This is a genomic window from Burkholderia sp. LMU1-1-1.1 (assembly GCF_040675865.1).
Lineage (GTDB): Bacteria > Pseudomonadota > Gammaproteobacteria > Burkholderiales > Burkholderiaceae_D > Rugamonas.
This window is the reverse complement of sequence record NZ_JBEGHG010000005.1, coordinates 137,822-153,676: the sequence shown is the minus strand read 5'-3', so window position 1 is coordinate 153,676 and position 15,855 is coordinate 137,822. Positions and strand designations below refer to the sequence as shown.

Sequence of the window (15,855 nt, the reverse complement as noted above, 5' to 3'; positions counted from 1 at the left end):
GAAGCGATATAGCATGACTACCGAAACGACCCCCGCCAACTTCCGTTGTGGCTATATCGCCATTGTCGGCCGCCCCAACGTGGGCAAATCGACGTTGATGAACACGCTGATCGGCGCCAAGGTCAGCATCACCTCGCGCAAGGCGCAGACCACGCGCCACCGCATCACCGGCATCCAGACCCACGACGACGCCCAGTTCATCTATGTCGACACGCCGGGCTTCCAGACCCGCCACGCGAACGCGCTCAACAAGACCCTCAACAAGACCGTCACCAATACCTTGATCTCGTCGGACCTGATCCTGTACGTGATCGAGGCGGGCACCTTCGGCCCGGCCGACCAGCAAGTGCTCGATCTGTTGCCGACCGAAGTGCCGGTGATCCTGGTGATCAACAAGGCCGACAAGGTCAAGGACAAGGCGGTGCTGCTGCCGTTCGCCCAGCAGGTCGCGGCCAAGTTCAACTTCGCCGCCATCGTGCCGGTGTCGGCCAAGCTGCGCTTCCAGCTCGACGGCCTGGAAAAAGAGATCAAGAAATTCCTGCCGGAGAACCAGCCGATCTTCGGCCCGGACGACATCACCGACCGCAGCGAGAAATTCCTGGCGTCGGAGATCGTGCGCGAAAAACTGTTCCGCTTCGTCGGCGACGAGCTGCCGTACACCAGCACCGTGCTGATCGAGCAGTTCGAGCGGGAGGGCGACCTGCGCCGCGTGTTCGCCGCCATCCTGGTCGAGCGCGACACGCACAAGTCCATGATCATCGGTAACAAGGGCGCGCGCCTGAAGGAAGTGTCGACGCAGGCGCGGCTGGACATGGAAAAGCTGTTCGGCGGCCCGGTCTACCTGGAAATCTGGGTCAAGGTCAAATCCGGCTGGGCCGACAACGAAGCGGGTCTGCGCGCCTACGGCTACGAATAAAAGAGGACCGATGTCCAACACCACGCACGACGCCGAGGCTGATGCCGATACCACGGCCGAACCGCGACAGGCGGCGCCTGGGGCGGAGCGTGGCGTAGTGCCCGTCACCACGCCGGCGCAGGCGGCCGCCACCCCGGCCGCCGTCCCGGCAAGTCCCCCGAAGCGTCCCCGCGCGCCGTCGCGCGAACGCACCTTCGGCACCAAGGTCGCCGGCCAGCCGGCCTTCGTCCTGCACAGCTATCCCTACAAAGAAACCAGCCTGATCATCGATCTGTTCACGCGCGACTTCGGCCGCGTGGCCTTGATCGCCAAGGGCGCCAAGCGGCCGCACTCGCAGCTGCGCGGCGTACTGCAAACCTTCCAGCCGCTGTCGTCGAGCTGGGTCGGCAAATCCGAGCTGCGCACCCTGACCGACGCCGAATGGGTGGGCGGCATGCTGCCGCTGGAGAAAACCGCGCTGCTGTGCGGCTTCTACCTCAACGAGCTGCTGGTCAAGCTGCTGGCGCGCGACGACGCCCATCCGGCCCTGTTCGACCACTACGTCGCCACGCTGAATCAACTCGCGCACAACGAACCGGCGCCCATCGTCTTGCGAAAGTTCGAACGGGCCTTACTTAGGGAAACAGGGGTCTCGGCCGACCTGTCGCGCTGCACCACCACGCGCGCGCCGGTGCGGGCCGACGTGGTCTACGTGGTCGATCCGGAGCGCGGGCCGCGTCCCGAGCGCGCGTCCGACCAGTCGCCGCGCGTGGCCGGCAAGACGCTGCTCGACATGGAGCGCGAGGATTACCAGGACGCCGCCACGCAATCGCAGAGCAAGCAGCTGATGCGCTTCCTGCTGGCGCACCATCTGGGCGGCGCGCCGCTGAACACGCGCCAGATATTGATCGACCTGTCGCAGTTATAGAATCGCAGTCACAGAACAATCCGCAGTTATAAAACCATCATAGACGGTAAAGACAAATGAGCTACCTGCATCCTTCCGGCACCATCATCGACCTTGGCGTCAACATCGACCACGTCGCCACCCTGCGCAACGCGCGCGGCACCATGTATCCGGATCCGATCCGCGCCGCGCTGCTGGCCGAGCAGGCCGGCGCCGACTGCATCACGCTGCACCTGCGCGAAGACCGCCGCCACATCAAGGACGCCGACGTCATCGCGCTGGCGCCGCAGCTGCTCACCCGCATGAACCTGGAGGCGGCCGTCACGCAGGAGATGATCGACTTCGCCTGCCGCATCAAGCCGGCCGACGTCTGCCTGGTGCCGGAAAAGCGCACCGAGGTCACCACCGAGGGCGGCCTCGATGTCGTCACCCACTTCAACGCCGTGCGGGCGGCCGTCAAGCAGTTGCAGGCCGAGGGCATCCGCGTCAGCCTGTTCATCGATGCCGACGAGGCGCAGATCGCCGCCACGGTGGAAGCCGGCGCGCCGGTGATCGAACTGCACACCGGCCGCTATGCCGACACCGAGGGCGCCGAGCAGGCGACCGAACTGGAAAGGGTCAAGCGCGGCGTGCTGTTCGGCGTCTCCAAGGGCCTGAAGGTCAACGCCGGCCACGGCCTGCACTACACCAACGTCCAGGCCATCGCCGCCATTCCGGACATCGCGGAGCTGAACATCGGCCACGCCATCGTCGCCCATTCGGTGTTCGTCGGCTGGGAGAACGCCGTGCGCGAAATGAAGGCCATCATGGTCTCGACCCGGCTGGGGGCGCGGTGATCTACGGCATAGGCACCGATATCTGCAAAATCCCGCGCATCGAGGAGGCGCTGGCGCGCCACGGCGACCGCTTCGCCAAAAAGATATTGGGCCCGCAGGAGATGGAGAAGTACCTCGCGCGCAAGGCCAAGAACCCGGTGCGCGGCATCCGCTTCGTCGCCACGCGCTTCGCCGCCAAGGAGGCCTTCGCCAAGGCCATCGGCCTCGGTATCCGCATGCCGATGACCTGGCCGGCCGCGCAGATGCTCAACGCGCCGAGCGGCAAGCCGATGATCGTGTGCAGCGGCGTACTGAAGGAATTCATGGACAAGAACAAGCTGACGACGCAGGTGACGGTCAGCGACGAGGCGGAATACGCCGTCGCATTCGTCATCGTCGAACAAGCCATTTGAGACAGCACCGAGACACGTAATGACTGACGTCGCACCATCCGTACCAACCGCACCGGCGCTCGACCCGCGCGAACAAGTGCTGGCCACCGTGGCCAAGCTGCCCAACCTGCCGGGCGTGTACCGCTATTTCGACGCCGAGGACAAAGTCCTCTACGTCGGCAAGGCGCGCGACCTGAAAAAACGCGTCTCCAGCTACTTCCAGAAGAACATCGCCAGCCCGCGCATCGCCATGATGGTCGAGCGCATCGCCCGGCTTGAAACGACGGTCACGCACAGCGAGGCCGAAGCGCTGATCCTCGAGAACAACCTGATCAAGGCGCTGGCGCCGCGCTTCAACATCCTGTTCCGCGACGATAAGTCGTACCCCTACCTGAAGATCACCGGCGGCGACTCGCCGCGCATGGTCTACTATCGCGGCGCGGTCGACAAGAAGAACCAGTATTTCGGCCCGTTCCCCAGTTCCTGGGCGGTCAAGGAATCGATGCAGATCCTGCAGAAGGTATTCCTGATCCGCACCTGCGAGGACAGCGTCTACTCCAACCGCACGCGCCCCTGCCTGCTGCACCAGATCGGCCGTTGCAGCGGCCCGTGCGTCGACTTGATCAGCAAGGAAGACTATAAGACCGACGTCGAAAACGCCGCGCGCTTCCTGCGCGGACGCCAGAGCGAAGTGATGGAGGACCTGGAAAAGAAAATGCACGCCTACGCCGCCGACCTCAAATTCGAGCAGGCCGCGTCGGTGCGCAACCAGATCCAGTCGCTGTCGCGCGTGCTGCACCAGCAAAGCATGGAAACCACCGGCGACGCCGACGTCGACATCATCGCCGTGCTGGTGCAGGGCGGGCGCGCCTGCGTCAACCTGGCGATGGTGCGCGGCGGCCGCCACCTTGGCGACCGCGCTTACTTCCCCAACCACATCGGCGACGCCGCCGCCATCGCGGAAGACCCGATCGAAGTGGAGGTGCTGGCCGCCTTCCTGGTCCAGCACTACACCGAGAAGTTCATCCCCGGTACCTTGATCCTGAATATCGAATTCGACCAGCCGGCGCTGATGGTGGCCTTGCAGGAGCAGTGCGGCCACCGCATCAACCTGATCTTCCAGCCGCAGGACCAGCGCCGCAAATGGCTGGAACTGGCGCAGAAGGGCGCCGAGATCTCGCTGGCGCGCCTGCTGTCGGAGCAGGGCTCGCAGCAATCGCGCACGCGCGCGCTGGTCGAGGCGCTGGCGCTGGAGCCGGAGGATATCGACCTGCTGCGCATCGAATGCTTCGACATCTCGCACACGCAGGGCGAGGCGACGCAGGCCTCGTGCGTGGTGTTCCACCACCATCAGATGCAGAACGGCGAATACCGCCGCTACAACATCAACGACATCACCCCCGGCGATGATTACGCGGCGATGCGGCAGGTGCTGTTCCGCCGCTACGAGAAGGTGGCCAACGGCGACGGCGTCATGCCCGACGTGGTGCTGATCGACGGCGGCAAGGGCCAGATCGAGATGGCGCGCCAGGTGTTCGCGGAACTGGGGCTGGATATCAGCTTGATCGTCGGCGTGGCCAAAGGGGAGGGGCGGCGCGTCGGCCTGGAGACCTTGATGTTCGTCGACGGCCGCGCGCCGCAGGAGCTGGGCAAGGAATCGGCGGCGCTGATGCTCGTCGCCCTGATCCGCGACGAGGCGCACCGTTTCGCCATCACCGGCATGCGCGCCAAGCGCGCCAAGACGCGCCAGACCTCGCGGCTGGAGGAGATCGAGGGCATCGGCGCCAAACGCCGCCAGCGCCTGCTGGCGCGCTTTGGCGGCCTGCGGGGCGTGGTCAACGCCAGCGTCGAGGACCTGAAACAGGTCGAAGGCATCTCCAGCGCGCTGGCCGAGGAAATCTACCGCCAGCTGCACTAGCGGTGGCGTGGAAGGGCGGGGCGATGGCGCCCGGGGCAAACGTGCTGGTTTAATGTGCGGCGGCAAGGTAGACTAGCGGCGCGTAACAAAATATTCACAGCAGCACCTTCATTCAAGCCTATGCCCTTCAATATACCGATACTGTTAACCTGGTTGCGCGTCGCGCTGATTCCGCTGGTGGTCGGCGTCTACTATCTGCCGACGACGATGCTGCCGGTGGCCGATCAAAACCTGGCGGCGACGCTGGTGTTCATCATCGCCGCCGTCACCGACTGGTTCGACGGTTTCCTGGCGCGCCGCTGGAACCAGACCTCGGCCTTCGGCGCCTTTCTCGATCCGGTCGCCGACAAGCTGATGGTGGCGGGGGCCTTGCTGGTGCTGGTGCAGCTGGACCGCGCCAACGCCGTGCTGTCGTTCGTCATCATCGGCCGCGAGATCGCCATCTCGGCGTTGCGCGAGTGGATGGCGCAGATCGGCGCCTCCAAATCGGTCGCCGTCAGCTCGCTGGGCAAGATCAAGACCACCGCGCAAATGACCGCCATTCCGCTGCTGCTGTACCACGACGTGCTGTTCGGCGCGATCGACACGCAGTTCTGGGGCGCGCGCCTGCTGGAGATCGCCGCCGTGCTGACGGTGTGGTCGATGTTCTACTATCTGCGCCTGGCCTGGCCGCTGATCAAGGAAAAAGCCGGGACGGTGTAATGCCCGGCGCGAACTGAATAAACAATATTCAATCTTTTTCATTCGGCAAAGTTTTTGCCATTGACAGGCGGCACAGATACTCTATAATGCTGGCCTGTTGTTGCAGAAGACGACGCGGGAGTAGCTCAGTTGGTAGAGCGCAACCTTGCCAAGGTTGAGGTCGAGAGTTCGAGACTCTTCTCCCGCTCCAGTTTGATGCAACGCGTGGCGTAGCAAAAAAAGTAGCACTAGAATTAGCAACAGCTTGCTGCTATGATGTTGGACTCCGATGCGGGAGTAGCTCAGTTGGTAGAGCGCAACCTTGCCAAGGTTGAGGTCGAGAGTTCGAGACTCTTCTCCCGCTCCAGTGTTTTTAAAGCTGGCCGGTGTGGTAACGACAGTAAAAAATGTAGCTCCAATGCGGGAGTAGCTCAGTTGGTAGAGCGCAACCTTGCCAAGGTTGAGGTCGAGAGTTCGAGACTCTTCTCCCGCTCCAGAATTTCGGATCGCAGCGCGTAACCCGCTGTGCTCTCAGTCAAAAGTTTCCTCTGGCGAGGTAGCAAAGCGGTTATGCAGCGGCCTGCAAAGCCGTGTAGACGGGTTCGACTCCCGTCCTCGCCTCCAGACAATTTGAACTCCAAGCGGGAGTAGCTCAGTTGGTAGAGCGCAACCTTGCCAAGGTTGAGGTCGAGAGTTCGAGACTCTTCTCCCGCTCCAGTATGCAGAAGGGCAGCCATGTGGCTGCCCTTTTTGCATTGAAGCTTAGGCTCCCCGCCGCTCGATCACGATCCTTCCCATGGATTGAAGAGGCTTACTCCGGTAGGCTTGAAATCGGTGACATTGCGCGTGACGACCGTCATGCCATGTACAAGGGCGGTTGCCGCAATGAGTGCGTCGCGCTTTCCGCGCCTATTGGGTACGTGCAATCGGGCGCAGCGTTGTGCGACGGCAGTATCGACAGGCAGCGTGCGTCCAGCGAACTCAGGCAGAACTTGTTGTTCCAACCAGGAACGCAACACAGCCCCTTGCGTGGCGTCCTTTAGTTCGACCGACAAAACACCCAGCTCCAGTTCCATGATGGTGATGGCCGACACGAAGAGGTCGCTGGCATCAACGGTATCGGACCACGCCGTCACATTTACGTCGGCCTTACCTAGTCGTACTTTACGCAGTTCGGACACCACATTGGTATCGAGAACAAACATCATGAAAAGTCAGCCGGCCGAGTCTCGATGGCCGCGCGCGGTGGTTCAAACTCGATGTCGGCGAGACACGGCATAGCCAGAGCATCGGCAATATTGCGCCGCTGCTTGGTGAGCCGTTGGTAATCCTCGAAGGTCAGTAGCACATGAGCCGGCCGACCTCTGTCTGTGATGAAAACCGGCCCGTCGCTTGCCGCTCGTTTGGCCTCGCTTACCCCTTGGTTAAATTCGCGGCTCGAAAAGGTGGTAATAGTCATGACATCAATTCCGCAATATTGGCTTATGTAGGGATGTTACTACATCAAATGGTTGCTATGGTTTTGCCGCCGTTCGTCGCCCGGAAATTCCGTGATTCGGAGCCCGTGCGACGATATTGTTGCTTTATTAATACAGCGCACGTCGCGTCTCGTGGTAAATTCACTAGTCCCAAATCAATTCCGCAGCGCTTACACGCTTAAAATTGTTATCGATAACTTTCGTCCGTCTGTGGGCTATGCCCGATACCCTTTTGGCGATACCGGCTGCATAGCCTTTTTTTTGAGGTAATTTGTTATCGATAACACAGTGTGAATTGGCAGGGGAATCGGCATTTCTAACTATAAGGAGACATATGAATAAGCAATCACTTCAAGGCGCCAAGCGGCAACAGCCGCCAGCGCCCACCCATTATCGCGGCAAGCTGCGCGCCGCGATCGCGTCGGCGCTGCTGGTTTTTTCCACCGCGCCGGCGGCGGCCATCAGCTTCGTCGCCACCCCGCAGGCCCAGCCGTCGGTCAGCGACGCCGGTTTCAAGCATCCGGCGCTAGGCTTCACCTTGGAACAGCTCGAGTACGCCCGCCAGCAGGTCAGGGCGGACGTCGAGCCGTACAAGACCTACTACAACACCCTCTCCACGGTCTGCTGCAACTACGCCAACATCAACCTGCAGCCGACCAACCGCGACGCCACCAAGGTCGACACGCCCAACACGCCCAACTTCAACAACGGCACCGGCCAGACCCGCCTGATCAACGATTCGCAGGGGGCGCTGACGCAATCGCTGCTGTACTACATGACCGGGCAGAACGAGTATCGCCGCAACGCCATGCGCATCCTGCGCACCTGGAGCAACATGAATCCCAACGGCTACGCCTACTACCCGGATGCCCACATCCACACCGGCGTGCCGCTGTTCCGCATGCTGCTGGCGGCGGAGATCATGCGCTACACGCCGGCCGATGCCGCCTACACCGCGTACCCGCTGGCCTGGACCGCCACCGACACGCAAAAGCTCAAGGACAACCTGATCGACCCGATGGAGCGCACCTTCTTCGCCAGTAACGAGCGCTTCATGAACCAGCACGTCTATTCGATCGTAGGCCGCCTGGCCGGCGCCATCTTCACCGACAACCGCGCCCGCTACGACGAGACCGTCGAGTGGCTGACGGTCAACGCCAGCTCGACCCGTCCGGACATCAACGGCGGCATCCTGCCGCTGATTCCCTTCATCGATACCGACAACCCGCACAACACGGTGGGCTACCCGTTCTATCAAATCCAGGAGATGATGCGCGACCAGGCCCACGGCGGCGACAACGTCGACAACCTGATCGGCCTGCTGCGCCTGGTGACGTCGCAGGGGACCAAAGTGGACCCGTACACCGGCAAGCCGTCCACCGCCGGCGACGCCGTCAGCGTCTACAAATTCGGCGGCAACCGGGTGCTGATGGGGGCCAATGCCTACGCCCGTTTCATGCTGGGCTACAACACGCCGTGGGCCGACACCAGCGGCGGCACCTCGGGCATTTCCGAGGCCTACCGGGGGCGCCTGAACCAGGTCGAAGGCATCCCCGAGGTCTACAACGTCTACAAGTACGAGGAGGGCGTGGACGTCGACTCCGTGGCGCCGTATCTGGCGATGGCGGCCGCGCACGCCAACGGTCCCGTCACGCCGTGGGGGCAGGCCTCGCCCAACAACAAGGACATGGGCGCCGAAGCCTTCCTGACCTTGCCCAGGGCGCTGACCGGCATCCCGCTGCCCGCCAGCACGGGGATGCTGGAGACCGAGCGCAAGTCGATCTTCCTCAACGGCGAATGGGCCACGGCGACCGAAGGCGAGCGCACCTACGGACGCGCGCAGTTGACGCCGTCCGGCGCGACGGTGGTGTTCCACGACATCGGCTATGCCGACCGCAGCAAGTACGCCCCGGTGGGCATCATGGTGCGCACCAACGCCGTGACCAGGCTGGCGGCCAGCGCGACCGAGGGCGCCAAGCCGTGGAGCGAGATGACGGTGCCGGACACCGGCGGGCAATGGCGCTACATCGTGCCGGACAGCTCGAACGCGGCGACCGCCGGCAGGCGCCTGGGCGACAACATCATCTACTTCAAATTCACCGGCCCCGAAGGCGCGACGGTCGACGTGGACTTCGTCAACATGGCCGCGCCCACGCAGCTGACGCCGCCGCGCTTCGCCATGCCGGTCTTCCCGGAGACGGAGCTGGTGGTGCAGGGCATGCCTTACCAGGCCGTTTATACGGCGACCGACGCCAACGCCGCCGACAGCGTGGTCTACAAGGCGGTCAGCCTGCCGCCCGGCGCGACCCTGGACACGACGACCGGCGCGCTGACCTGGACGCCGGCGGCGAACCAGACCGGCATGCACGACCTGGTCGTCAGCGCCACGGACGGCGTCTCCATCAGCACGATGACGGCGCGCCTGAGCGTGCAGCCCGACCGCCATACGGCGTTCGCCGCCGCGCTGGGCGGCTATGACACGGGGGCGGCCTATACGACGCCATCGCTGGCGACGTTCAAGGCCGAGCTGGCGCCGTTGCGCAAGGCCATGGCCACGGCGCCCGACGCCGAATTTCCGGCGCTGCTGAAAAAGGTGCAGGAAGTGACGCGCAAGCTGGAGCTGGTCAATCCCCGGCTGGCCTCGGACGGCAGCCTGGACTGGAGCAAGAACATGGTCACCACGACCGTGCTCAACCCCGCAGCCATCCCGTCGCTGGTGGACGACGACTACAACACCACCTCGGGCGATTTGCGCAACCCCGTAACCTTGGACTTCGGCGAGAACTACCGCGTCGCGGCCAACGCCTTCGGCTTCCGCCCGCGCTTCATGTTCGGCAATCGTACGCAGGGCATCAATGTCTACGGTTCGAACGACAACGCCGCGTGGACCCTGCTGACCAGCCGCGAGACCAGCGACACCGGCAGCCAGAACTTCATCATGGAGGTCATTCCCGTGCTGCCGGGACTGGAGAACGAGCGCTACCGCTACTTCATGGTGCGCGTCGACCATCCGGGACCACCGACCGATCCGGCCTATCCCGGCATCTCCTCATACAGCGAACTGCACTTCCACGGTTCGCGCTTCGATTTGCTGGCGCCGGTCGATGTCAGCGCCAGCGTCAGCATGCTGCAGTCCGGCCTGACCATGAACCGCTTCACGCAGAAGTACACCGGCACGGTGACCATCACCAACACCACCCAGCAAGCCATCAAGGGGCCGTTGCACTTCAGACTGGAGAATCTCACCGCCGGCGTCACGCTCGACAACGCGACCGGCGTCGACGACAACACGCCCTACATCACGCTGCCGTCCGCCGACCTGGCGCCGGGCCAGAGCGTGACCCTGACCACGACCTTCAGCAACCCGTCCAAGCTGGCCATCGGCTATGGCCGCAAGCTGATCAGCGCTAAATACTAAGGAGATAAAACCATGAGTTACTTGAAAGGCCTATTGGCAAAACTGCTGCTGGCCGCCTGTGTGCTGGGCGGAGCGGGCCAGGCCGGTGCCGCGCCGCGCTACACCGTCACCATCGACACCGCGACACTGGGCGGTGGCCAGGCGTATCTGGGGCTGTACTTCCTCGGCCTGGCCGATGCCGCGCCGGCCACGGCGACGGTGAACAATCTGGCCGGCGCGTTCTCCGGCCAGCCCCAGCTCACCGGGTCGGTCACCGGCATGCCGCCGGGGCCGCTGGTGTTCAGCAACGCCGGCGGGGGCGGCGAGTTGGTGATGACGGTGAGCCTCGGCGGCATGCTGTCGTTCGACGTCGGCTTCACCTTGGGTGCGGGTGATGCCGGCACGACCTTCGGCTGGTCGCTGTTCAACGAGTCCAGTTATCTCGGGGCCGATGGCGATCTCGGTACGGTGTCGCTGCAGCCGGACGCCGCGTCCGGGGCCGTTTTCACGGTCAATAACGCCAGTCCGCTGAGCCATGTGCAGGCCGTTCCCGAGCCGTCGAGTGTGCTGATGCTGCTGGCGGGCATGCTGTGCCTGATGGCGCACGCGCGCCGCCGGCGTTAAGCGCCGTCGGGTAAGTCGGGCCGGTGCGCTGGCGCCGGCCCGGCCTGTCGGTCAGGCGCCCAAGGGGCGACCCCTCCGGCGCATTGACATGGGACCGATCGTGTATATACTTGTAGATACATACGGAGGGGTGTCATGGCGAAGCCAGTCAATCTGACTATTCAACAATGGGGCAACAGTCTTGCGGTGCGGATTCCGGCGGCTATTGCCAGGTCGGCGCGTTTTTCGGTGGGGCAGCCGGTCGAGATGGTGCTTGAGGAATCCGGCTTCACGGTGCGCTCGATGGGGCGGCCCAAATTATCGCTGGCTCAGAAACTAGCTTTATTCGATCCGGCCATCCATGCCGGCGAGGTGATGGAAACGCAGCCGCTGGGTATCGAGGAGATGTGATGGCGGTCGGTAGGACGTGGTCGCCCGAACGGCGCGACATCATCTGGATCGATTGCAATCCGCAGGCCGGGCGCGAAATGAAGGACGTCCACCCGCTGCTTGTGTTGTCTCCCCGGGCATTCAACGAGCGTACCGGCATCGTCATCGGACTGCCGATGACAACGGCCGACTACAACGACGCCAATCCGTTTGCGGTACGATTTGTCGGCGCTACCGGCGTCGTCAGCTATATCCTGACACATCAACCGAAGTCGTTCGACTGGAAACGCCGGGGGGCAAAAGCGCATCCAATGAAACAGGCGCCGGAAAACGTATTTGTCGAGGCTTGCGAGGCGCTGAACCAGATTATCGCGATCGGTCAGTAGCAGGCCGGGAACGGATGGGCGCGACGGTCAACCGCGCGGCGCGATCCTTGATCGACGATACGCGATCCGCGCAGGGCGGAGGCATTGAGATTAGGCGGCCTATGCTGTAATCTGTTGCTTTTTGGTTACTAAGTATGCCGCCAGTATGAGTTTCCCGTCGCCCGCTCCCTTGGCCAGCCTGCCCCGCGCGCGCCGGCATCGCGCCCTGTGGGCGGCTGCGGTCTTTGCGGGCACGGCCACTGTGATGGCCACGACGAAGGCCACCCCGGCCGCCGGCGAGCCGCCGCCGTTCTGGCGCACCAACCTGTCGCACAAGGCTTGGACCAAGCAGGACGGCGCGCCCTCCGACGCCATGGCCATGGTGCAGGACCGCGCCGGCATGCTGTGGTTCGGCGCGTCGGACGGCCTGTTCCGCTTTGACGGCGTGCGCTTCGAACGGCTCGACGATATCGCCGGCAACAAGCTGCTGTCGCCGAACGTGCGCTCGCTGGCCTTGTCCGGCGACGCGTTGTGGGTCGGCTACTCGCATGGGGGCATTTCCGTGTTCGAGCATGGCGCGGCGCGGCACTACGGCGAAGCCGAGGGCGTGCCGCCTAGCGCCATCCTGCAAATCGCGCAAACGGCGGACGGCACGCGCTGGTTTTCCAGTCCCTCCGGCATCTACCGGCTCGACGGCGCGCGCTGGCGCCAGGTGTCGCCGGCCGACGGCGTGCCGCCCGGCGACCAGCCGACCTTCAACGTCCTGGGCGATGGCGGACTGCTCGTCACGCATCTCGACGGCCTGTATCGCCAGATACCCGGCACGCACCGGTTCCGCCGGGTCGACGGCTTCGGCAGCATGCAGCCGAGCCAGTTGCTGCCCGACGGCCGGGTGAGGGTGTTCCGCTTCGGCGTGCAGCCCCGCATCTTCGACCCCGCGTCCGAGACGTCCGCGCCGCTGTCCTTGCCCGACGTCGGCGTCATGCCCTACAGCGTGCACCGCGACGGACGCAACGCCTGGTGGATCGGCCCCGGCGACGGCATGCGGCTGTACACGCCGGACTTCAGGTTGAAGAAGCGGCTGCCGGCGCCCAACGGTTTCAGCGCCAGGCGCGTGTTCACCGGCCCGTTCGACGACCGCGAGGGCAATCTCTGGTTCATGACGGAGAACGGCGTCGACCGCATACGGGAAACCCGCCTGTCGGTGCAGGACATGCCGACCGGCAGCACCGATTTCAGCATCACCGCCGGGGCCGACGGCGAGGTCTGGATCAACAGCCACTCGTCGTTGAGCGCGCTTTCGCCGCCGACCTTCGCCATCGCGGCCGACGGGCGCCGCATCGCCAGCACGATGGAGTCGGCCACCGCCGGCGTGCTCGCCGCCGATGGCACGCTCTGGTTCGGCAACGTCCACGCGCTGTGGAGCCGGCGCGATGGCCGGGTGCGCCGCTGGCCGCTGCCGCCGGCGCTGATACAGCAGCCGGTGCAGGCGCTGGCGATCGCCGGCGATGGCTGCCTGTGGGTGTCGATCATGCGGCGCGGCGTGCATACCTTCAAGGACGGCGTCTGGCAGGCCGGCGGCGGCCACGCCGAACTGGCGGGGCGCGACGCCACCTCCTTGCACACCGACCCCGGGGGGCGGCTGTGGCTCGGCTACGCCGGCAACGCCATGGCGATGCTCGACCAGGGAAAAATCCGGCGCTTCGGCGCCGCCGACGGGCTGGTGGTCGGCAACGTGCTGGCCATGTTCAGCCGCCGGGGCACGCTGTGGGTCGGCGGCGACCAGGGCCTGGCCCGCTTCCACAATGGGCGCTTCGTCGCGCTCGGCGACAGCGCCGGCCGGCCGTTCGCCGGCGTCTCGGGCATCGTGCAGACGGCGGCGGGCGACCTGTGGCTGCACGGGCTCAATGGCCTGATCCGCATCGGCGCGGCCGACCTGGCCGCCGCGACGGCGGACGGGGAAGGTGGTGGAACGGGCCGGGTCGCCGCCGAACGCTTCGACCATCTGGACGGCCACGAGGGCGTGCCGGCCCAGGTGCTGCCGCTCGACACCCTGGTCGAAGCCGGCGACGGCCGCTTGTGGTACGCCACCTCCGGCAGCGTCGGCCTGGTCGATCCGCGCCACATCGCCCGCAACCCGGTGGCGCCGACGCCGCTGATCACCGCGCTCACCACCGACACGCGGCGCTACCGCGCCACCGGCGGCCTCGGCCTGCCCAGGCACACGCACAACCTGCGCATCGACTTCACCGCCGCCGTGCTGTCGATTCCGGAACGGGCGCGCTTTCGCACCCGCCTGGTCGGACAGGACCACGCCTGGCGCGACGCGGGCGCGCTGCGGCAGGCCTTCTACACCAACCTCGGTCCCGGCGACTACCGGTTCGAGGTGATGGCCGCCAACGAGGACGGCCTGTGGAGCGCCGCGCCGGCCAGCCTGGAATTCCGCATCGCGCCGGCGTTCTACCAGACCCTCTGGTTCAAGCTGGCGTGCGGCGCGCTGCTGGCCGCCGGCGCGTATCTGCTGCACCGGCGCCGGCTGTCCAGCCAGACGGCGCGCGTCGTCGAGCGCATGCGCGCGCAGCTCGAGGAGCGCGAGCGCATCGCCCGCACCTTGCACGACACCTTCCTGCAAAGCGTGCAAAGCCTGATCCTGCGCTTCCACACCATCAAGAACGCGCTGCCGAGGGACGACGCGGCGCAGTCGCGCATCGACGCCGCCCTCGACGCCGCCGACGCCGTGCTCGACGAGGGGCGCGACCAGTTGATGGACCTGCGCGTTCATCACGCCTGCCGCGCCGATCTGGCGCCGGCGCTGGCGCTTGCCGGCGACGCGGCGTGCGCCGAGCGCGGCGTGGCGTTCTCGCTGCACGAGCGCGGCGGGCGGCGCGCGCTGCGGGCCGACGCCCAGGACGAGCTGTACGCCATCGCCAAGGAGGCGATCGCCAACGCGCTGCGCCATTCCGGCAGCGGCACGCTGGCCGCCGAGCTGTCGTATGGCGCGGCCGCTTTCACGCTGGCCATCCGCGACCAGGGCAAGGGCTTCGATGCCGCGCCGGGGGCGCCGCCGGCCGGGCTGGGCGGGCGCCACTGGGGCCTGACCGGCATGCGCGAGCGCGCCGTGCGCATCGGCGGCGCGCTGCGGCTGCACAGCGCGCCCGGCGCCGGCACCCGCGTCGAGGTGTCGCTGCCGGCCGCGCTGGCCTACCGGTGACGGCGCGTTTATGTCAGAATGGGCGTTCCCATTCGCCCCTGGCTTTTATGAGCGCCTTCATCCCGCTGCCCATCACGATCCTGAGCGTCGATGACCACCCGCTGTTCCAGCAGGGCATCGCCAGCGTCATCGCCGCCGAGCCGGACCTGTACCTGGTCGGCCAGGCCGCCAGCGGCGCGGAAGCGATCGCGCTGCACCGGGCGCTGCGTCCGGCCGTCACCCTGATGGACCTGCAAATGCCCGACATGGGCGGCGTCGAGGCCATCGCCGCCATTCGCGCCGAGTTCCCCGCCGCGCGCATCGTCGCGCTCACCACGCTCGAGGGCGACTGCCACGCGGCGCGCGCGATCACCTCCGGCGCGGTCGGCTACGTGTTCAAGAGCGCGGTGCGCAAAAGCCTGATCGAGACGGTGCGCCACATCCATGCGGGCGGCCGCAGCATTCCGCCATCGCTGGAATCGGCGCTGGCCCAGACCCGCAACGGCACGGTGGTCACGTCGCGCGAGGTGGACGTGCTCAAGCTTGTCGCGCGCGGCAACACCAACGCGGCCATCGCCGAGACGCTGGGCATCTCGAGCGAAACCGTCAAGGGCTACATGAGCAACATCCTGCTCAAGCTGCAGGCGCGCGACCGCGCCCACGCGGTGATGATCGCGCTGGAGCGGGGCATCCTCGGCCTCTGACCCTCGCCGCGCCGGCCCGATCGTGCCGGCGCCGCCGTGCCCCCCATTTCAGGGGGGTAATCCGGCGCCATCTGCGCGTCGGGCCGCCCCGGCCGGGGGGAAATCAGGCAAGCTGGTCGC

At 65.5% G+C, this 15,855-nt stretch carries 14 protein-coding genes and 5 tRNA genes; 17 read left to right on the top strand and 2 right to left on the bottom strand.

Features of this window, described 5'->3' with window-relative positions; genetic code table 11:
• Positions 1-13 precede the first annotated feature (13 nt).
• The 11 genes from era (at position 14) to MRBLMU1_RS06510 (ending at position 6,325) form a co-directional block, all read left to right on the top strand.
• A complete protein-coding gene (gene era, locus MRBLMU1_RS06560) occupies positions 14-916 on the top strand; it encodes a GTPase Era (protein ID WP_363498784.1) in 903 nt (300 codons plus the stop codon).
• Between the two features lie 10 nt (positions 917-926).
• The gene (recO, locus tag MRBLMU1_RS06555; protein WP_363498781.1) at positions 927-1,823 is read left to right on the top strand and encodes a DNA repair protein RecO; all 897 of its coding nucleotides are present in this window, start codon (positions 927-929) and stop codon (positions 1,821-1,823) included.
• Positions 1,824-1,879: 56 nt separating this feature from the next.
• On the top strand, positions 1,880-2,638 hold the full coding sequence (pdxJ, locus tag MRBLMU1_RS06550; RefSeq protein ID WP_363498778.1) for a pyridoxine 5'-phosphate synthase: 759 nt from the start codon (positions 1,880-1,882) through the stop codon (positions 2,636-2,638).
• Complete coding sequence (acpS, locus tag MRBLMU1_RS06545) at positions 2,635-3,030, top strand: holo-ACP synthase (protein WP_209715033.1); 396 nt, start codon at positions 2,635-2,637, stop codon at positions 3,028-3,030. Before pdxJ ends, acpS begins: the two co-directional genes overlap by 4 nt.
• A 19-nt stretch (positions 3,031-3,049) precedes the next feature.
• Positions 3,050-4,927, top strand: a complete 1,878-nt coding sequence (gene uvrC / locus MRBLMU1_RS06540; protein WP_363498773.1) for an excinuclease ABC subunit UvrC — start codon at positions 3,050-3,052, stop codon at positions 4,925-4,927.
• Positions 4,928-5,047: 120 nt separating this feature from the next.
• Positions 5,048-5,629: a CDP-diacylglycerol--glycerol-3-phosphate 3-phosphatidyltransferase gene (pgsA, locus tag MRBLMU1_RS06535; protein WP_363498770.1), complete on the top strand. Its 582-nt coding sequence runs from the start codon at positions 5,048-5,050 to the stop codon at positions 5,627-5,629.
• Positions 5,630-5,743: 114 nt separating this feature from the next.
• Positions 5,744-5,819, top strand: a tRNA-Gly gene (locus MRBLMU1_RS06530).
• A gap of 80 nt (positions 5,820-5,899) precedes the next feature.
• Positions 5,900-5,975, top strand: a tRNA-Gly gene (locus tag MRBLMU1_RS06525).
• A 53-nt stretch (positions 5,976-6,028) separates the two neighbouring features.
• Positions 6,029-6,104 (top strand) — tRNA-Gly (locus MRBLMU1_RS06520).
• Between the two features lie 54 nt (positions 6,105-6,158).
• Positions 6,159-6,232: transfer RNA gene (locus MRBLMU1_RS06515), tRNA-Cys, on the top strand.
• A gap of 17 nt (positions 6,233-6,249) precedes the next feature.
• Positions 6,250-6,325: transfer RNA gene (locus tag MRBLMU1_RS06510), tRNA-Gly, on the top strand.
• 65 nt (positions 6,326-6,390) lie between these two features.
• On the opposite strand, the gene MRBLMU1_RS06505 is transcribed toward MRBLMU1_RS06510, so the two are convergent.
• Both MRBLMU1_RS06505 and MRBLMU1_RS06500 read right to left on the bottom strand, forming a co-directional pair.
• Positions 6,391-6,816 carry a type II toxin-antitoxin system VapC family toxin gene (locus tag MRBLMU1_RS06505; RefSeq protein WP_363498767.1) on the bottom strand — a complete coding sequence of 142 codons (426 nt, stop codon included), beginning with the start codon at positions 6,814-6,816 and terminating at the stop codon, positions 6,391-6,393.
• Positions 6,813-7,067, bottom strand: coding sequence for a type II toxin-antitoxin system Phd/YefM family antitoxin (locus MRBLMU1_RS06500; protein ID WP_363498764.1), 255 nt, complete (start codon positions 7,065-7,067; stop codon positions 6,813-6,815). The genes MRBLMU1_RS06505 and MRBLMU1_RS06500 overlap by 4 nt, the downstream gene beginning before the upstream one ends.
• Positions 7,068-7,420: 353 nt before the next feature.
• Between MRBLMU1_RS06500 and MRBLMU1_RS06495 the strand changes: the two genes are divergently transcribed.
• The 6 genes from MRBLMU1_RS06495 (at position 7,421) to MRBLMU1_RS06470 (ending at position 15,735) form a co-directional block, all read left to right on the top strand.
• Positions 7,421-10,504, top strand: coding sequence for a putative Ig domain-containing protein (locus MRBLMU1_RS06495; RefSeq protein WP_363498761.1), 3,084 nt, complete (start codon positions 7,421-7,423; stop codon positions 10,502-10,504).
• A gap of 12 nt (positions 10,505-10,516) precedes the next feature.
• A complete protein-coding gene (locus MRBLMU1_RS06490; protein WP_363498758.1) occupies positions 10,517-11,107 on the top strand; it encodes an NF038129 family PEP-CTERM protein in 591 nt (196 codons plus the stop codon).
• 135 nt (positions 11,108-11,242) lie between these two features.
• The gene (locus MRBLMU1_RS06485; protein ID WP_363498754.1) at positions 11,243-11,497 is read left to right on the top strand and encodes an AbrB/MazE/SpoVT family DNA-binding domain-containing protein; all 255 of its coding nucleotides are present in this window, start codon (positions 11,243-11,245) and stop codon (positions 11,495-11,497) included.
• Positions 11,497-11,862, top strand: a complete 366-nt coding sequence (locus MRBLMU1_RS06480; protein ID WP_363498751.1) for a type II toxin-antitoxin system PemK/MazF family toxin — start codon at positions 11,497-11,499, stop codon at positions 11,860-11,862. The genes MRBLMU1_RS06485 and MRBLMU1_RS06480 overlap by 1 nt, the downstream gene beginning before the upstream one ends.
• Positions 11,863-12,106: 244 nt before the next feature.
• Positions 12,107-15,052 carry a sensor histidine kinase gene (locus MRBLMU1_RS06475; RefSeq protein WP_363498748.1) on the top strand — a complete coding sequence of 982 codons (2,946 nt, stop codon included), beginning with the start codon at positions 12,107-12,109 and terminating at the stop codon, positions 15,050-15,052.
• A gap of 47 nt (positions 15,053-15,099) precedes the next feature.
• Positions 15,100-15,735: a response regulator transcription factor gene (locus MRBLMU1_RS06470; RefSeq protein WP_363498745.1), complete on the top strand. Its 636-nt coding sequence runs from the start codon at positions 15,100-15,102 to the stop codon at positions 15,733-15,735.
• Positions 15,736-15,855: the final 120 nt, after the last annotated feature.